The organism is Streptomyces sp. NPDC048349 (assembly GCF_040651925.1).
In the GTDB taxonomy this organism is placed as follows: Bacteria; Actinomycetota; Actinomycetes; order Streptomycetales; family Streptomycetaceae; genus Streptomyces.
In genome coordinates, this window is the sequence record NZ_JBEZLA010000040.1 from 1 (window position 1) to 17,743 (window position 17,743).

The 17,743-nt window shown below is 69.1% G+C and carries 12 protein-coding genes and 1 pseudogene; 5 read left to right on the forward strand and 8 right to left on the reverse strand.

Translation table 11 applies throughout. The annotated features are described in order from the left end of the window. From AB0D44_RS21750 to AB0D44_RS21770, 5 genes are all read right to left on the reverse strand, one after another. A partial coding sequence (locus AB0D44_RS21750) for a transposase (protein WP_362593445.1) occupies positions 1-188 on the reverse strand: 188 nt, incomplete at its 3' end. 510 nt (positions 189-698) lie between these two features. Then, positions 699-3,389 carry a polyprenyl diphosphate synthase gene (uppS, locus tag AB0D44_RS21755; RefSeq protein WP_362593447.1) on the reverse strand — a complete coding sequence of 897 codons (2,691 nt, stop codon included), beginning with the start codon at positions 3,387-3,389 and terminating at the stop codon, positions 699-701. Further along, positions 3,386-3,991 carry an ABC transporter ATP-binding protein gene (locus AB0D44_RS21760; RefSeq protein WP_362593450.1) on the reverse strand — a complete coding sequence of 202 codons (606 nt, stop codon included), beginning with the start codon at positions 3,989-3,991 and terminating at the stop codon, positions 3,386-3,388. The genes uppS and AB0D44_RS21760 overlap by 4 nt, the downstream gene beginning before the upstream one ends. A gap of 474 nt (positions 3,992-4,465) precedes the next feature. Next, positions 4,466-5,671, reverse strand: a complete 1,206-nt coding sequence (locus tag AB0D44_RS21765) for a cytochrome P450 (protein ID WP_362593453.1) — start codon at positions 5,669-5,671, stop codon at positions 4,466-4,468. Between the two features lie 549 nt (positions 5,672-6,220). Then, positions 6,221-6,391 (reverse strand): hypothetical protein, encoded by a 171-nt coding sequence (locus AB0D44_RS21770; RefSeq protein ID WP_362593455.1) that lies wholly within the window; start codon positions 6,389-6,391, stop codon positions 6,221-6,223. A gap of 440 nt (positions 6,392-6,831) precedes the next feature. Here AB0D44_RS21770 and AB0D44_RS21775 point away from each other — a divergent pair, with 440 nt between their 5' ends. Further along, positions 6,832-8,283 carry an NF041680 family putative transposase gene (locus tag AB0D44_RS21775; protein WP_362593458.1) on the forward strand — a complete coding sequence of 484 codons (1,452 nt, stop codon included), beginning with the start codon at positions 6,832-6,834 and terminating at the stop codon, positions 8,281-8,283. A gap of 71 nt (positions 8,284-8,354) precedes the next feature. Here the strand turns inward: AB0D44_RS21775 and AB0D44_RS21780 are convergent, their stop codons facing one another. Both AB0D44_RS21780 and AB0D44_RS21785 read right to left on the reverse strand, forming a co-directional pair. After that, positions 8,355-9,308 (reverse strand): kelch repeat-containing protein, encoded by a 954-nt coding sequence (locus AB0D44_RS21780; protein ID WP_362593461.1) that lies wholly within the window; start codon positions 9,306-9,308, stop codon positions 8,355-8,357. 1,166 nt (positions 9,309-10,474) lie between these two features. Next, positions 10,475-10,738: a hypothetical protein gene (locus AB0D44_RS21785; RefSeq protein WP_362593463.1), complete on the reverse strand. Its 264-nt coding sequence runs from the start codon at positions 10,736-10,738 to the stop codon at positions 10,475-10,477. Between the two features lie 321 nt (positions 10,739-11,059). On the opposite strand from AB0D44_RS21785, the gene AB0D44_RS21790 reads away from it, so the two are divergent. The 3 genes from AB0D44_RS21790 to AB0D44_RS21800 all read left to right on the forward strand — a co-directional run bounded on the left by AB0D44_RS21790 (position 11,060) and on the right by AB0D44_RS21800 (position 14,841). Continuing rightward, positions 11,060-11,737: an HNH endonuclease family protein gene (locus tag AB0D44_RS21790; protein WP_362593607.1), complete on the forward strand. Its 678-nt coding sequence runs from the start codon at positions 11,060-11,062 to the stop codon at positions 11,735-11,737. A gap of 661 nt (positions 11,738-12,398) precedes the next feature. Beyond that, positions 12,399-13,019 (forward strand): sigma-70 family RNA polymerase sigma factor, encoded by a 621-nt coding sequence (locus AB0D44_RS21795; protein ID WP_362593466.1) that lies wholly within the window; start codon positions 12,399-12,401, stop codon positions 13,017-13,019. A gap of 169 nt (positions 13,020-13,188) precedes the next feature. Further along, on the forward strand, positions 13,189-14,841 hold the full coding sequence (locus tag AB0D44_RS21800; RefSeq protein ID WP_362593469.1) for an IclR family transcriptional regulator C-terminal domain-containing protein: 1,653 nt from the start codon (positions 13,189-13,191) through the stop codon (positions 14,839-14,841). A 434-nt stretch (positions 14,842-15,275) separates the two neighbouring features. Here AB0D44_RS21800 and AB0D44_RS21805 read toward each other — a convergent pair whose 3' ends face one another. Beyond that, entirely contained in the window at positions 15,276-16,373 is a 1,098-nt protein-coding gene (locus AB0D44_RS21805) for an endonuclease/exonuclease/phosphatase family protein (protein ID WP_362593470.1), read from the reverse strand. A gap of 161 nt (positions 16,374-16,534) precedes the next feature. On the opposite strand from AB0D44_RS21805, the pseudogene AB0D44_RS21810 reads away from it, so the two are divergent. Then, positions 16,535-17,682: pseudogene (locus AB0D44_RS21810) on the forward strand (transposase); the annotation flags it as partial. Positions 17,683-17,743: the final 61 nt, after the last annotated feature.

Here is a 17,743-nt window from a genome sequence, read left to right on the forward strand (position 1 = left end):
AGGTCGACGGCCCAGGTCACGTCATCGCTGATGGCCAGTACGTCAGCCAGTGATTGCAGGAGCTCGGTCTCGTCGTTGAGTACTCGACGCGACAAGAGCTTGTCGCCGTGGCCGTTGATCACGACACAGTGGTGATGAGTCTTCCCAGCATCCACTCCGGCCCAAATCTCAGGCACGGGCCCCTCCATGACCTCGGCGTTCGCTGGTCCCACAGACGACCTCGCCGGCGTGTCCCTAAACAGCGATCTTGCTCGCGCATCCCAATCAGCGGCTGAGTCGTTGTGGGGCGCCGGGCGGCCAATCTCCCCGAGCCATCAAGGGCAATCAACTGATAGCCACACCCGGCACCCCTGGGTGACAGAACCCTACGAATGGCTCGGCCGTCCCGCAGGAGAACCTAGGGATCAACTGAGCAGGTTTGGCCAGCTCAAGAGCGACACCTGAGGAGATTCAAAGAGCGCCATCAGGCCAGCTGGGCGCGGGGTGTGGCTCCCCCATCTTCCCCGCGCCGGCGTCCTCACGGGCCCAGGGGCGCGGGAGTGGCCGCGGACCGGGGCGTGAGGACGTTTCGGGCCGGGGCTGTGTTCATTGCACAAAGCGGCCCCGGCCGCTCGGAGGTGGTCTCTCACCGTGCGCCCGGGGTCCGGCATGCCTGAGCGCGGGATACCAGTTCCAGGGAACGCCGGGCCGATTGACGGCTACGAGGATCTCGGAAGATCCGTTCTCTGGACCGTCTCCGTCGCTAGCGTTTCGGTGGCTGGGGGGCGGGTGGCTCCGAAACGGCGATCGCGTCGCCCGTAGCTGTCGATGGCCTGCCACAGGTGGGTGCGGTCGAAGTCCGGCCAGAGCGGAGCCAGGAAGAGGAGTTCGGCGTAGGTGGTTTGCCAGGGCAGGAAGTTGGAGGTGCGCTGTTCGCCGCCGGTGCGGATCAAAAGGTCCACGTCGGGCAGGTCGGGTTGGTGGAGGTGGCGGGCGAAGTGCCGGTGGGTGATGTGGTCGGGGTCGAGTTCGCCCCGGGCGGCCTGGCGGGCGAGGGCCTGTGCGGCGTCGGTGATTTCGTTACGGCCGCCGTAGTTGAAGCAGAGGTTGACGGACAGACCGGTCCGGGTACGGGTGGCCCTGACCGTGCGTCGGAGAGTGTCCAACAGCTCGGGGGGCAGATTGTCGGGCCGTCCGGACCATAGCAGTCTCACGTCGCGCTGCCAGACCTCTTCGGTGTCCAGGTCGAGGCCGTCTCGGACGATGCGCAGGATTTTTTCGATCTCGGGAGCCGGGCGACTCCAGTTCTCGGTGGACAGGACGTACAGGCTCAGGTTCGCCAGACCGATCTCCAGGGCGCCGTAGATGACATCGCGCAGTGCCTGTTGGCCGGCCTGGTGCCCGTCGCCGCGGGGCAGGTTGCGGTCGGTGGCCCAGCGGCCGTTGCCGTCCATGATGACGGCTACGTGCCGGGGCAGGGGGCCGGGCAGCGGGGGCGGGCGGACGCCGCTGGGGTGGGGCACCGGTGGGAGCAGGCGTCGCTCGTCGCGGGGGGCTTCTGTCTTTGGTTCGGGCCGCTGGCAGGGGAGGGCGGACGCTGCCGCGGCCCCGCTGCCGGTCGTGTGGCGCTGCCAGGCCCTGGCGACGCGTAGCCGGCCGTACAGCAGCCGGCCGCGGAAGCGCAGAGTGTTGACCGTCTGGCGGCGGTGCAGGAGCGCTTGCGGGTCGGTCTCCATGCGGCGCAGTTCCAGGCGCTGCAGGGCGATGAGGGTCTGGAACGCCTCGGCTAGCGGCGGGTGCTCGGCCCCGATGCGCCCCGCCTGGTCGAGCCAGAGACGCCCCTGCTGCGTCAGCTCGCGGACCATGGCGGTGAACCGGTCCCCTGCCTGCCCGCGGCGCAGCTCCTGGCAGGTGACCGCGTGCCGGTCCAGGACGGTTTCGGGGAGTTTGAGCCGTCCGTCCTCGGCGTCCTCGGACAGGTCACGCAGGCAGTCGAGCAGGCTGTAGGCGTAGTTCCAATAGCGCAGCGCCTGTGTGTCGGACGGGGTGACGGCAAGGCCCGGGGGAGTGAGCAGGGCCATCAACCGCTGGATGCCGAAGGGAAAGGCGAGGGTGTCCCAGTAGCGGTGCCAGTCCTCCCACGTCGCGAACCGGTGGTCCCCCCGGGCTTCCAGGCGGTAGAGAGCGTTGGTGGCGGACACCTTCTCTGTCGGCAGGTCCCAGGTCCATACGGCGTGCACGACCGCGGCTCGTAGCCGGTCGCTGCTGTGGCCGCTGCGCAGTTCGGCTTCGAGCGATTCGCTGAATGCGCGCACGCGCGCAGTTCGCCGGTGGCGCTCCTCATTCCTGGCGTCGGCCAGGTCGTCGATGGTGCGGCCGTACCCGTAGACCGCCCACAGCATGGGGCGCAGGCGCGCGGGGAGGAGCTGGGGGATCGCGGTCTCCAGGGGGCCGGAGGCGTGCACCAGGCGGCGGCACATCTCGTAGCCGGCCACGGTAGTCCAGTCGGTGATGCCCGCCTTGCGGTAGAGGCGAAAACGCAGCGGGTGCCGCAGCCGGGCGGCCGCCCACTGTCCCTGCTGCCGATCGCTGCGTTTCCGTGTTGCGGCACTTTGCCCCGGGCCGTATCCCGACGACCGGCGGGCTGTGCGGGAGAGCCGGTTGCGAGTGCGGTGGTGGAAGGCGAGGAGGGCGAGGAGGGCTGTAGCGCCGAACCACAACAGTTCGATGCCGAGGTAGCCGGGCACGGAGGTGTCGGAGAACCCGGCGGCGGCACCGGCTTGGAGGGCTCCGTAGGACGGCAGGAACCGCATGGCCCAGCTGTTGGCGCCGGAGCTGAGGATGGGGTTTTGCAGGGCGTTGTCCACCACGCTGGTCATCACGATGGCAAACATGCCTTCCACTTCGCGGCGCAGCAGGGAGCCGAAGATGACGCCCAGGGCCCCGTAGGTCAAGGCGGCGCAGAACAAGGCCGACGCGAGCAGAAGGGGCTGGCGGGGGGACCAGGACAGACAGATGACGGTGGTTGCGTAGGCGGCGACGAGCGCGGAGGCCAGGGCCAGTGACGTGGTCTTGGCCAGTAGGAGGTGCAGGCGGGGGTAACCGGCCATGACCAGACGTCGGTCGAAGCGGCCACCGGTGAAGGTGGCAGCAAACATCATGAACCCGGTAATCAGAGTGACGGCATTGATGGCCCCGTTAAGCCCGGTGAGTTCATTGCCTGTCGTGCTCAGGAGCTCTCCGGTCGCTTTGAGCTCGAACGGAACAGCCTTGTCGGGCATGGCCGCATGGGTCAGAGCGATCCAGGCGGGGACGTAGAAGATCACCAGCACTATGGCGAACCGGTTGCGGGCATGCTCGGCCAGGTCGTAGCGGACGGCCGTGCAGAACAGGACCAGGTGCCGCCTCATGACGCCCTCGTCGGCTCGCCCTGCAGCACCCCGTGCTCCAACCGCCACAACTCATCGAGCCGCCCGCTGTCGTGGGCCAGGTGGGACACCATCAGCACGGACCGGCCGGCGTCACGCAGCCGCACGGCCAGGTCCCAGAAGCGCTGATAGGTGTCCCAGTCGAAGCCCTGATAGGGCTCGTCCAGCAGCAACACCTGCGGGTCATGCATGAGAGCCAGGGTGAGGTTCAGCTTCTGGCGCGTGCCGCCGCTCAGTACCCCGGCCCGCACGTCGCCGTACTCGCAGAACCGCAGGACGTCCATGATCCCCTCGGCGTGGCGCAGGTCTCGAAGACCGAAAGCAACCTGGAAGAACTTCAGATGCTGCCGGACGGTGAGGGCAGGGTTGAGGACAATCTCCTGCGGGCAGTAGCCGAACCCGCCGCGATGGTGCACAGTCCCGCTGTCCGGCTGCAACTCGCCGGAAAGGACCTTCAGCAGAGTGCTCTTGCCGGCCCCGTTCTCGCCGACGATGCCGGCCAGCACCCCTGGCTCAAGATCCAGATCGATGCCGCGCAGGACGGTCCGCCGTCCGTAAGCGTGGCACACCTGATTCACATGCATGGCCGCTCCCCTCGAGAGCAGGGCACCCGCCAGTCTCGAGCGTCGAAAGAACGTGGTGTCACCGGAAGCAGGAGCAGGGTCCTGGCGCATTTCACACCGACCGCAACGATCTATGAACGGTGACGTCACGGCTGCTCGCTTCCACGACCAGCCAGACGGCCTACAGCGCGGACTTGGCGACATCTGCTCGTTCTCCTGCGCAGAGCTGTTCTGGGAACCCGCCAGCAGGCCACCCGAGGAGGGGGCGACCTCCTTGCCGTGTGCAGGACCACCACCCCCAGAGCGCGGGCGTCGCCGGTGTGCGGCCACTGCCGTTAGGCGGGCGAGTCGCTGCTGAAACCGGCGCGGCAACTAATCCAGTCGATGAACGACAGCGGCAGGGGCGGACCACCTCGCCCGACAACAGGCACGGCGGACGGATCCAGGCGGGGTATCGCGATCCGGGCAGGCCCCGCCCGTCGGCAACGCCGGCCCTCAGCCCCGGAGGATGACCGAGCAGCCGCGGGAGGGAAACAGTTCGACGCCTGATCTCCAGCTGATCTGTTCGTCACGGGGCCCGGCCGGTGCCAGGCGTCCCCGGCGGGCCAATGCGTGAACCACCTCCTTGATCTGCAGCAGCGCGAGTTGGCCGGCCGGACATGCGTGTGGGCCGGCTCCGAACGGCAGCCAGGCCTGGCGCGGTGGGCGCTTGCCGAGGAAACGCTCGGGCTGGAACTGCCCCGGCTGGGGATAGTGACGACGGTCATGGTGAAGATCCCAGATGCTGACGAGGACCCAGGTCCGGGCGGGAATGCGGTATCCGTTGATCTCGCATGGTTCACGCAGTCGCCATGCGACCCTGCCCGTTGCTGGCCGCACGCGCAGACTCTCGTAGATCACGGCATCCGTGTAGGCACCGCTCCCGGTGGCGGCCTCGGCGGCCACACGCTCCCACGCCGCAGGGTGCCGGACCAGACGCTCGATGGTCCATGCCGCGGCCGCGACGGCGCCCTGACCGCCGAAGAGAAAGGCGAGAATGTTGTCGCACACGCGCGCGTCGGGCAGGTACGTGCTGTCGGCAGACAACAACCGACCCAGAAGGTCCGGCGAAGCCACGGCCAACCTGCGCCGACGCACCACCTCGGCCCGGACCAGGGCGCGACAGTCCTCACGGATCCGCCGCAGCGGTGGAAACCATGGAAGCACGCCGATGCAATGCAGCACCGCGGGAAAGGAATCAGTTGTGCGGCGAAGACGGATAAACGTATCCGTCCACCGATCCACGTCGCGCACTCCGGCACCACCCACAGTTACCTCGAGGTTGGCCCTGAGCAGTGCTCGCTCCAACAACGGCGTCAGGCGGAAGGGGGCATTCACCGGACAGGAATCGGCCAGCCGCTGCGCCGAGGCGGCGATCGCTGCCCGGCAGCCGGTGAGGGCCTCCCCTCGCACACTGCGAGCAACCACCTGACGGATCTCCCGATGCTCTGCTCCCTCAACGGATGCCAGTGACGGCCCGAGGCTCGGCTGCAGAAGCCGGCCGAGCTCGGCGAAATCCGTTCCCGGAGAGCGCACCACCTGTTCGATCAGCTGTGGGTCCCGCAACCACACGATGCGGCCCAGCCCGGGGAACCAGTCCCCCAACACCTCGTTATGCCTGTCGAAGCGGGCCTGGAGAGCACGCGGACCCCGCAGCAGCACAGTGAGAGCCGGAGGCGGAATGCGAAGGCCAGGCCCTGGCTGCGACGAACCCCGCTGTACAGCACGTGGCATGGTCAAGTCTCCTCTCGGCTGCCCGCCGGCCGAGCAGGCAGATCGTGTACGGATTCCCGCGGCGGCTGAACGCTCGCCGCGCGCTCACCCGCCGGACGACCGGAGGCGTGTTGACGGCTTGCCCCCACGCGGCCGGAAGCCGCGTCCGCTTGCCCCATTAACGATCACTGTGAAGCCGAAGACACGGAGAGCTGACACGCGGACAAACCGTTGCCGGAATGGGTGGCCGGCTGGGCGATCGGGCGGATGCTGCTCGATCACGCGCGGCCTACGGTGCCCCTATGGGCCGGACGGGGGCACCTCGGCTGCGGTTGGTGGCGTCGGTGGACATCGAGGCGGGCCCGCGGTTGTGCCGTGGGTGCGTTGAGCCGTTGATGGCGAAGCTGAAGGCGTCGGCGGTGTTCTGTTCATCCGTATGCCGCTCGCGGCACTGGCGGCGGATGCGGGCGAGGACCTGCCCGGCCCCGCTTTCGTCGGTCAGCGGATGCGGGTGATCGAGACGGTGGCGTGCCGGGTGGTGCCGGCCTCTACTTCCACGACCAGGCCCTCGGTGGTGGTGTACCGCTCGCCGTCGTCGGTGTGGGCGCGCCGCCCGGGCCCGGCGGCGGCGATGGAGCGGGCGAGAGCGGCGGACAGCGACGCGGTCAAGGCGCGACAGCACCCGGCGCCCGTCCGGCAGCCGTACGGCCACGTGGCGGGGGCGGGCGGCGGGCCCGACGTACTGGTCCCAAGGTCGGTTGTCGACCAGGATCACCTCATGACGACCGGAAAGGGCCATGCCTTCTAGGCACCCCGCCGCTCTCCACCGCTCGCGCACCGCCGTCGCCGCACCGCAGTGCCCGTTGGCTGTGACCGACCGCCCACTCAGGAGAGCCCACCGTGCAGAAGACCGTCCTCGTTTCCTACGCCCATCTGCCTCATGCGCACCACGACCGCCACGTTCTAAGCTTGCCGTTTAACCCGTGACCTCGAACGGCGGCTCGTACTTGGTCTCTCACCTGGGGACTCACCAGACGTGAGGGCGGCCTCCGACTGATTCTGTGCATCCGACCAAGGAGTGCACGTGAAAGCAGCCGGAGGCCGTGCGGATGAGTTTGCTGGGGTGTGAGGCGTTCGCGGTGCTGCAATGCTTCCGGGCGGAGCTGTACGCGTCGATGACCGGACGGGCGGACACCTTGTTCGAGCTGACAGACGCGCTTCTGTGCTCTGACGGCCCGGTCCGGACCCTGGTTGATCTCGCGCTTGCTCCCGAACACCGCCGTGGTCACGGGGCTCTCTACGGCGCTCTCAACCGAGGCCGTCTGGATGTCTCGCGGCTGCGGCGGTCTCTGGCCGGGATGCCGTTGCCGAAGGCCGCGGACGGGCGCCTGGTCCTGGCCGTCGACGTCAGTCCGTGGCTGCGGCCGGACGCCGCAACCTCGCCTGACCGCTCGTTCTGTCACACCTACGGGCGAGGGAGGAACGAGCACCGGATGATCCCCGGCTGGCCGTACTCGTTCGTGGCCGCGTTGGAGGCGGGCCGAACCTCCTGGACCGCGATCCTGGACGCCGTTCGCCTCGGCCCTGGCGCGGACGTCGCTGCCGTAACCATCGCCCAGGTCCGCGAAGTCGTTGAGCGCCTGGTCGATGCCGGCCAGTGGGCCCCGGGGGACCACGACATCTTGATCGTGCTGGACGCCGGATACGACGCGCCCCGCATCGCCCACTTCCTGGCCGATCTGCCCGTCGAGGTGCTCGGCCGGACGCGTTCGGACCGGGTCATGCGCCGGCCGACCCCGCCCCGCGTCTACGACCACAAGGGCGGACGCCCGCCCAAGCACGGAGGCGAGTTCATCTTCGGTGACCCCGCGACCTGGGGCACTGAGCAGGCCATGACCGTGACCGACACCCGCCGCTATGGGAAAGCGACAGCACAGGCGTGGGACCGTCTCCACCCCCGGTTGACCCGCAGGGCCGCTTGGCTCGGCCACGACGGTGAACTGCCCATCATCTCCGGCACCGTCATCCGTCTCGAAGTCGAGCACCTGCCCTCCGGCGGCGACCCGAAGCCGATCTGGCTGTGGTGGTCACGCGTGGACGCCACAGCCGTGGGCCTCGACCGCTGCTGGCAGGCGTTCCTGCGCCGATTCGACATCGAGCACACCTTCAGAATGATCAAACAGACGATGGGCTGGACCAGGCCGAAGGTCCGTGAACCAGAGGCAGCCGACCGCTGGACCTGGCTGGTCATCGCGGCCCATACCCAGCTCCGCCTGGCCCGCCCGATCGCCGTCGACCTGCGACGTCCCTGGGAGAAGCCGGCCGACCCGAACAGGCTGACGCCGGCCCGCGTCCGCCGCGGGTTTCGGAACCTCCAAGCGCGGCTGCCCTCGCCAGCGGCTGTTCCCAAACCTTCCGGCCCAGGCCCCGGACGGCCGCCCGGCTCGAAGAACCGCCATCCGGCAGCACGCCACGACGTCGGTCTGGAACTCGTCACCGGCCAGCCCTACCGCCGACCCACCCACCACAAGACAGGCACCAAACCCCGCCGCGGCACCTAAGACTCGACCCAACACCGAGGCTGGCGGCCCCGCCGTGTTGGATGGCCCCGTGGCGAGATGAGGTTCCCTTGTCAGCCGCCGACGGGGAGGGCTTCCACGGAGCCGAGGATCGGGAACGGGGGGTCGCCCGCGCCGCCGAAGGCGTACACGCAGGTACGCGTCAGACCTCGGGAGTCCTTAGGGCACGGCGCGGTCGCAGTGCCCAGCTCGAAACGGGGGGTGGCCAGAGCGGGCAGGGCGCTCCAGGTGTTCACGGCAGGGTTCAGAACCTCTGCCGAGCCCGTGGCGATGTCAGTGAAATCGGTGAAGCCGGCGATCGCGTATACGCACGACTGCTTCGGGCCTCTGTCGCCCTTGGGGCAGGGGCCGGCGGTTGCGCCCAGTGCCACGCGGGGGCTGCCCAGCGGGGCCGCTGTGTGCCACGTGTTCGTGGCCGGGCTGTACGCCTCCACGGTGTCGAGAATGCTGCCGATGGCGGAGGCGCCGCCGATGGCGTACACGCAGCTGCTGCCCTTCAGCCCGTCGACGCCCTCGGGGCAGGGAGCCGTCGCGGCGGCCGGGGCGTCGCGGGGAGTGCCGAGCGAGGGCAGCGTCCGCCAGGTGTTCGTGGCCGGGCTGTACGCCTCCACCGTGTCGCTGAAGGCGCCGCCGATGGCGTACACGCAGGTGCTGCCCTTCAGCCCGTCGACGCCCCTGGGACAGGGAGCTGTCGTCGCCGCCGGGAAGCTGCGGGGGGTGGGCAGGCTGGGCAGCGTCCGCCACGTGTTCGTGGCAGGGCTGTACGCCTCCACCGTCCCCACGTCGAAGGCGGGGTCCGGCCACTCGGCGCCTGTGAAACCGCCGATGGCGTACACGCACGTCCCCCTGAGCCCTTCCAGGTCCTTGGGACAGGGTGCCGTGGTGGCCCTCAGCGCGTAGCGGGCTGTGGGCAGGCCGGGCAGGGTGCGCCACGTGTTCGTGGCGGGGCTGTACGCCTCCACGGTGTCCAGCGTGGGCGAGCCGTTGTGGCCGCCGATGGCGTACACGCACGTGCCCTTGAGCCCCTCGACCTCCTTGGGGCAGGGGGCACTTGTGCCCGCGAGGCCGTACCGGGGCGTGGGCAGATCGGGGACGGCCCGCCACGCGTCGTGGGCGCTCGCGAGAGCGGGCGTCAGGGCGAGCAGGGGTGCCAGAGCTACGACGAAGAGCCGTCGGTGCCAGTGGCTCCGGGCCGCTGCCGGCGCGCCCCTGGAAGGCCCGCCCCCGGACCGCCGTCCCGCCTCACCCCTCCGGGTGCTGCCTCTGCGCACAGACAAAGTCCTCACTCGCGTCCCGTCCTTCCGGTGCTGGTGCCGTCGCCGTCCGTGAAGTACGTCACTTCCCGGCAGTGCGCAGGCATTTCGCCTCACCAAAACACTGCCGTGAGGAGAGCGCACCGCGGCGCCGGGCAAACGGCGGAGTCCGCAGAGCCGGATGTGCGTTCCGCTCAGCGGAACGCACAGGGAGCGGAGGCGGGGCGGGCGGGCACCGTCCAGGGCGTCCGCGGGGGAGAGACCGCCGGCGGACGGATGACGGGGGACCCCACATGCTCGGCAAGCGCACCGCACGACTCGTCACCGCCGCCGCACCGGGCGTGGGCAGCCTGGCCGCCTTCGCGGGCACCGCCCACGGCGAGCCGATCGGCCACGGGAAGATCGAGCTGCTGGAGCTGAGCCCGTCGCGGGTGTGGAACGATCCCGGCATGTATTTGGCTACCGATAGGTCACCTCGGTCTTGTGACTGCTGCTGGTCAATGATCTTTGCTGGCCGGTGCACCAAAATCCTCACGGCCCGGCCCCGGGCAACCGGTCGGCTCCAGGAACCGCCGCCCCGCCGCCATCCACGACGTCGGGCGAGTTCTGAATACCGGCAAACCGTACTCCCACCCCAGCCACCACAAGCAGGGAACCAAGCCGAGACGCGTCACGGGTTAAACGGCAAGCTTAAAAGCCTGTTTCTCATCCCCAAAAGGCCAGGTCAGAGGCTTCCCGTCCCGGCTTCAGCTGTACGGGCGCGTTTGCTGAACGGTTGCGGTGACGTTGATCAAAGCCTCCCCTGTTTTGCCGCCGGCCTCCCAGGTGGGCACAGAAGCACTGCGGGCCGCCACCCTGGGGGTGGCGGCCTTGGCCGTGCTCAGGCCACCTGTGGAGCAGGTGGGGCGTCGGGGTTGTTGTCAGAGGTAGTTTTGGGGGGTGCGGTTCGACATACCGCCAAAGCGCTCGTACATCCATTCCGTCGTGCCCATATTCGAGCTGGTGCCGTACATGCCGCTGCTACCGCCGCCGCAGAACACGCTCGTTTGGGGAGTGCAGGGCGTGGTGACGGTGGTGGGAGTGGGGGCGGCGAATGCCGAGGTGGTGGTGAGGGAGATGGCTCCGGCGGCGATGGTGCTGGCGATCAGGAGGGGTACGAGGCGTCGGGTCCTGGTGATGGCCATGAGGGAAAGTCCTTAGAGGGGATGGTCGAGGAGGTGGGGGTCCGGACCCCTGGCGGGCGTTTTGTCGGTGTTCCTGCCGTGTCCGTGTCTCCATTGGGCCTCAGACCCGGGGGTGTGGTCATGGCCCGGAAAGTCGGGGCTTGACAGCGCCCGCTTGAACCGGGATGCCCCACTGGCTGCGGGACGAGCAGAAGCCTTTGTTACTTCGCCGCATTCGTGAGTGCAGTGGCGTTTCGGCGGTGAATCGGTTGTCCCAGGCGGGTGAAGTAGGCGCCTGGGGCCTGTCGCCGGGGTGGGGGCGGCCGGTAGAACCGCTGGGTGATGATCTTGCTTATGCGGGCCGCTACCGCGGCCGCCGTTGCCCTTGCCCTGTCTTTGCCCGCCACGACCGCGCACGCCGCCCCAGAGCGTGCGGCGGTGCCTCAGGTCCTTCCGATCGGTGTCGCGGTGTCCGCGCTGCCGGTCGCGGTGGAGGACCGTACCGGCTACCGGCGCACCAGCTTCCGGCACTGGAATGCCGGTGACCTGCCAGCCGACGGCTGCAACACCCGCCAGGAGGTGCTGCTCGCAGAGGCGGTCGAGTACCCGGAGATCGGGCCGGGCTGCGTACTGAGCGGGGGCATGTGGTTGTCGTACTACGACGACGTCACCGTGACGGACGCAGGACGCCTGGACATCGACCACATGGTCCCGCTCGCCGAGGCCTGGGATTCGGGCGCCAGCTCGTGGACCGCACAAAGGCGGGAGGCGTACGCGAACGACCAGGGGCAGCCGGCGTCGCTGGTCGCGGTGACGGCCCGGTCGAACCGGCAGAAGGCGGACCAGGATCCGGCGCAATGGCTGCCGCCGTCGCCGGAGGCGCTGTGCCGGTACGGCGCGGAGTGGACCGCGACCAAGCTCCGCTGGGGCCTGGCGGTGGATGAGGCGGAGCGGGAGCGGCTGTACGAGATCGCGGCCGGCTGCGGCGGCACGGAGGTGGAGTTCACTCCCGCCCCGTAGGCCGGGTGTGCGGGGCTGTGGGCCGTCGTTCCTGTGGGGACGGCGGTCCCTTCGTGTCGGTCGCCGACGGCTTCGCGGGAGTGGTGGCCCGCCGGCCGGTGTTCAGGGGTACCGGTCACTGGGGGTGGCGTCCTGCGCTGCCTGTCGGCGCTCCGCCTCGCCTGAACGGTGCCGACAGTTCCCGTGGTTGCTTGGCGGCCGTCATCGTTGGTCCCGCTGCAGCCTTGTTTCGGTCTTACCGGTGTCGTGATCACACAATTTCGATCTCTTGTGATCAGCCGTTTATCTTCTGCCTCCTGGATTCGTCAGTGGGTGACGGCGCGTTCGGCGTCGCGACTATCGATGAGATCGGGAGCCCCTGCATGACATCGTCCTGGGAGTGGGTTGGGCTGGTCCCGGCCGCTTTGAGCGCGGTCCACGCGCTGGGCGCCGTGTGGCGCCAGTCCTGGGCCGTGGGTTTGCGCGGGCGTCTCGCCCGTACCGCTGCGCCGCTCGAGCCCGCGGTATCCACGGCCGCGGCGTCGGGCTGTACCGGGTGTGGCTGCGCCAGGCCGTGGGCCATGCGGGTTGAGGTGGAGGCCTTGAGCGGGCGTGCGGTCGTGACGGTGACTTCACCCGGGGTGCCGGCCAAGGCGGCAGCCCGGGGCGGGGAGCCCGGTCTGTGGTAGCGGACGGTGACTCCGGCGACGCGGGACTGCGCCTGGAGCAAGGGGTGGGGCAGCGGCTGCTGGACTGCTACCCGGCCTATATGACGCAGGCCGTGCGGCATCTGTGCAAGTGCTTCCCCGGCATGTCGGTGGAGCAGTGCAAGGACGTCGCGCAGGAAGCGTTCCTCACTACGGCCAAGAAGTGCCTGGAGCGCAGAGCCGCACCGGGCCGCAACGTGATGGGCTACCTGCTGGTCGCCGCCCGCAATCTGGCCGTGGACAAGTTCCGTGCCGACCGGCTCGCCCTGGTCGGCGAGGAGGAACTGGACCGGCTGCGCACCCGGCGGGCGCTGAGGCGGGCGGAAGAGCTCCACGTGCTGAGGGAGGTCGTCGACCCGGCAATCCAGGAGCTGGGCGACACCCAATACCGGAAAGTGGTGCAGCTGCAAAGCAGCGGGGCAGCGGACAAGGACATCGCAGCCGAGCTGGGGATATCGCTGGTCCAGGTTCGGGTGCAGCGCAGCAAGGCGATCCGGGAGCTACGACGCAAGCTCCATCGGCATATTCGCCTCGGGCTGCGGGGACAACAGCGGCACGGGGACAGCGGCGCGGGGAAGAGGACATCAGGTGAGTGACGAAAGCAGGTACGACGGATACCGAGGCCAGGGCCCGGCGCCGGAAGTTCCAGCCGGGCTCACCGCTCTGCTGTCCGAGCTGAGCGGGCCGCCGGACTTCTGGGACCGGCCCGACGGAGACTGGGGCCTTCCCACAGACGGCTGTCTCCCAGCGCGGAGCGAGGAGAGAGTGCAGGCCAATTCGTGCTACCGGCTCGGGTCCAAAGCCCTGCGACGGGACGAGCTGGAGGCAGCGGCGAACTGGCTGGGTGACGCTGTCGAGCACGAGCACCCGGGCGCGGTGTTCCGCCTCGCCGTCGTCATCTACCGCGAATACGGCCAAGACGGGCGCGAGGAAGTCCGTTTCCTGGTCGCCGAGGCGGCCCGCCTGGGACACGGCGACGCCCAGCTCCTCCTCGCCCAGGTCACCGGACAGGCCGACGAAGGGGACGCGGCCTCTGCCATGGTCCAGGACCCCGAGTTCATCGAGGAGATGCGCGCCGCCCTCAACCTCGCCCCCACCATGCAATCCGCCGACTCCGGAACGCCCACCGACAGCGGCGCCCCCCAGGACAGCGACCCGTCCCCGCTGCAGCCGATGCCGCCGATGCGCGACACCTGGCCCGCCGCAGCCAGGCCGGCCGAGCCGCTCGCCCCAGCCGACACCACAGACCAGACACCCTCCATCTGGCCCCTCACCCACACATCGCCAGGGCGCAGCGCCCTGTGGTCGGCCTTCCCGCTGCGCGCTCCGCAGCTGTCGGTTGCCGCACGGCAGGTTCCGGGCCAGGGCCCCGCACCGGGCCAGTGGCGGTCCGTCGAACGGGCCCTGAGGATCCTTCACACCCTCAACGGATCGACCGTCGCACTGAGCCCGGCCGAACTCGTCAAGGCGACCAGCCTGCCCAAGGCCGTACTCGAGCAGCTCCTCGGCTGGCTCTACCGCCGGCGCCTGGCCGCCCGTCTCGCCGACGGCGGCTACACACCCGGCCCCGCGCTCCTCGAGCTGTCCGTACGCGAGGGCGGACGCTCGGAACACGCGATGCAGCAGACGCTGGCCGCCTTGCGAGATGCCGTCGGCGCCGCCGTGTACGTCAGCAGCTACACCGACGGCGAAATCTCCATCTCCCGATTCTCTGACGGCCCTGACGCCCCACGCGTCTACGAGTGGGTCGACTTCAGGGCCTCAGCTCACGCCAGCGCGGTCGGAAAGAGCCTGCTCGCCCAGCTGTCCTATGAGGAGCGCATGGACCACCTGTCCCGTCATCATGCGGCCAGGCTGACCTCGCGCACCATCACCGACCCCCGGACCCTCTTCCGTGACCTCGACGGACGCGGACCCCGCGCTCCCCAGTTCGACCGGCAGGAGTACTCCACCCGAGAGGTGTGCGTGGCGGTTCCCCTCCCCGTCAACCTCGGCAACGGGCAGGCCGAGTGCCTGGCGCTCTCCCTCCCGGTGGACCAGCAGCACCGCCTCCAGGAAGCAGCCGAGATCCTCACCACCAAGTCGACCACGGTCCTGCTCTCACTCCTTCTCGCAGGCGATCCGCCTGTCGAGCCCAGCGCCCAGCCACAGACCGGAATCGTCGTCGTGCCCCCCAGCACCCTCCTGGAAGCCGAGACCCCGACCATCACCCGGCGCACTCGCCGCACGGGCCTGCAGGCCCGTGGTTCCGCCAACGTCAGGCAGACCGAGACCAGGAAGGAGATCCGTTCACAAGCCGGTACGCAATCAGATGAAGCAGTCACCGGACTACGGGTCGCTCCGAACACCCCGTCCGGCAACGCCGAAGAAGCCTGGGTCGTCGCACCGATCTCTGACGCCTACGCACAGGCCGGCTGACCGGCAGGCGGCCAAGATCTCCGAAGGATGCCCTCTGACCGGCCGCCCGGACGAAGTGTCGGGTCCAGCACTTCGGCAACGTGCTCACCAAAATGCTGTACCCCGGCCCTGCACCCTGGCGGTGCAGGGCCGGGGGCGCCACCCGGCGGGACGGCGCCAGGGGCCATGGCAGCTGACCGTACTTCTCCAAGCTCTCATGCCGTCGACAGGCCGACAGCATGTTCAAGTTCCTGCCCCTGTTGCCGAAGTTCGAGGGCCACACCATTGCTTGCACAGGGACCGGACGAGCCCGCCCTAGAAGACTGATGAAGATCTTGCGGTCGGGTGGTGAGTGTCCCGCGATGTCTTGCTCCACGGCCCTGCCCCGGATCCTTGGGGAAGCGGTGAGCCGGACGGCTGCGGAGGTGGCGGCCGTCCGGCTTTTCCGGACCCCTTCACAGGTCGAGGTCGGCGAACAGGGCCGCGTGGTCGGAGGCCTGGTCGTGCGGTCCGTGCACGCTGTCGAACGGGTCGCCGAACTCGAAGATCCCGCGCGTCTCCAGCTTCACCTCGCTCACCTTGCCGAACAGCTCCGGCGAGAACATCAGGTAGTCGATCTTGTCGGCCGCCTTGCACTTGCCGTGGGTGCCCTCCGGCCCCTCGTAGCTGCCGTGGCTCATCGCGTCCTGCAGGCCGGCGTTCAGGAGGAAGCCGAGCGGCGGGCTGGCCGGGGTGTCGTTGAGGTCCCCGGCGACCACGACGTGGTCCGAGCGTTCGAGGGCGTCCCGGTAGATCTGGGCGCAGCGCTCACCCTGGAGCTTGCGCTTGTCCGCCCCACCCCCGCCGCGCTTGCTCTTGAAGTGGTTCCCCAGCAGCCACAGCGGCCGGCCGTCGATGTCGATCTCGAATTCCGGGCAGTCCCTGCTGAAGATGCCGAAGCGGTCCCGGGGATTCTTCTTGTCGAAGATGTGCGAGCGTACGGAGGTGATCGGACGCCGACTGAACAGCCCCACGTCGATGCCGCGTTCATCGTTCCCGTCGATCAGCAGGTTGAACGGATAACGCTCCCCGTCCAGCCGGCCGGCCAGAACCTGTCGGTTGAAGCGGTCCAGGGTGAGCCGGTCCTCGACCTCGACCGTGAGCAGGATGTCGGCGTTCACCTCGGCGATCACCCTGGCGGTGTTCCCGATGGCGTCCAGGGAGAGGTCCCTGCGGACCAGCTCGGCCCAGCCGACCCAGGCATCCCGCCCCGTCGCCTCGTCCCTGACCTGGACGCCGCTGCCCTCCCCTGTGAGCAGCCGGGCCCTGCCCTTGGGCTCGTTCACCAGGATCGTCTTGGTGGAGAGCTCCGGGCGGACGTCGATGCTGTGCGCCAGCAGGATCTCGATGATCTCCGCCTTCTCGTCGGCCGTGTACGCGTCCTTGTCGAGGATTTCGACGAGCCGTTTGAAGTCCTTGAGTACCTTGTTGCGCTGCTCCTCGTCGTCGATGCCGAAGGCGACCGGCCGCTGGAAGAGGTTCTCGGCGTTGAAGGTGCCGATGCGGATGCCCATGGCGCACCTCCTCACACTTTCGATTCTGGGTGTGCGCCGGGGAGCTGTCCAACGGAGCGGGCCGCTCCTAGAAGACTGATGAAGATCTTGGGGCCGGGTGGTGAGGGCCCCGCGATGTCCTGCTCCACGGCCCCTGACCTGGGCCCAGAGTTGCGGGCGTGATGGGGCAGGCGCGGAATGAGCCAGTGGGGCCGGATGTGTGGGCGACGTGCCGGGAGTTGATCCCGGCCGGGAGTGTGTACGCGTTCCTGGCCGAGCATCGCGAGGCATTGTTCCCGGAGGCGGTGTTCGCCGACATGTATCCGTCGCCGAACGGCCGGCCCTCCGTCCCGCCCGGTGTGCTGGCCTGTGCGATCGTGCTGCAGACTCTTAACGGCTTGTCCGACAGCGAGGCCGTCCAGGAACTGCGGTGTGACCTGCGCTGGAAGGCTGCATGCGGGCTGGGCCTGCACGACCTTGGCTTCCACTCCTCGATACTGGCCTACTTCCGGCGCCGACTGGACCGCTCCGCATGTCCGGACCGGCTCTTCGACGTGGTCCGTGAGGTGGTCGATGCCACTGGCGTGCTGAATGGCAAGCCCCGCAGGGCACTGGACTCCGCGGTCCTGGACGACGCGGTGGCCACCCAGGACACGGTGACCCAGCTGATCGCCGCGATCCGCCGGGTGATCCGCGAAGTACCCGGCGGAGCACCGTGGCCGCCGCATACTGCGGGGCCCACGACTACGCCGATCCGGGCAAACCCCGCATCGCCTGGAACGACGAGCAGGCACGCTTCCAACTGGTGGACGCCCTGGTCACCGACGCCCTGCACCTGCTGGGCCGTTTGCCCGAGCAGGATCTTGGCCCCGCAGCGGCGGATGCCGTGGGGATTCTGGCCCTGGTCGCCGGGCAGGATGTCGAGCCGGCCGAAGACTCCGACGGCACGGACGGACGGTGGCGCATCGTCCGCGGCACCGCCTATGACCGCATGGTCTCCACGGTCGATCCCGAGGCCCGGCACGTGCACAAGTCGTACTCACAACGACGAGAAGGGTTCAAAGCCCACCTCGCCGTCGAACCGGAAACCGGGTTGATCACCGCCGTCACCCTCAGACCCGCCGCCGGAGCCGAACACCACGAGGCTGCTGTTGCCACCTACTTGCTCGAAGCGGAGACCGAGCCGCTGGAAGTCCTGGCCGACTCCGCGTATTCAAGCTGGCGCCTGCGGGAACGGCTGACCGCCGCAGGACACCGCCTGCTGATCAAACCGCCGGCACCGAAGCGGGCCGTGACCGGCGGATTCACCCTCGACCACTTCCGCATCGACACCACCACCAGCACCGTGACCTGGCCCGCTGAACGCACCAGCCCGCTCGGGCCACCCGTCG

What these genes read in the sequence shown, in the direction of transcription:
- AB0D44_RS21775 (WP_362593458.1), top strand. Translation starts at nt 6,832, where the DNA reads ATGAGTTTGCTGGGGTGTGAGGCGTTCGCGGTGCTGCAATGCTTCCGG.
- AB0D44_RS21785 (WP_362593463.1), bottom strand. Translation starts at nt 10,738, where the DNA reads ATGGCCATCACCAGGACCCGACGCCTCGTACCCCTCCTGATCGCCAGC.
- AB0D44_RS21760 (WP_362593450.1), bottom strand. Translation starts at nt 3,991, where the DNA reads ATGCATGTGAATCAGGTGTGCCACGCTTACGGACGGCGGACCGTCCTG.
- AB0D44_RS21805 (WP_362593470.1), bottom strand. Translation starts at nt 16,373, where the DNA reads ATGGGCATCCGCATCGGCACCTTCAACGCCGAGAACCTCTTCCAGCGG.
- AB0D44_RS21790 (WP_362593607.1), top strand. Translation starts at nt 11,060, where the DNA reads ATGATCTTGCTTATGCGGGCCGCTACCGCGGCCGCCGTTGCCCTTGCC.
- uppS (WP_362593447.1), bottom strand. Translation starts at nt 3,389, where the DNA reads ATGAGGCGGCACCTGGTCCTGTTCTGCACGGCCGTCCGCTACGACCTG.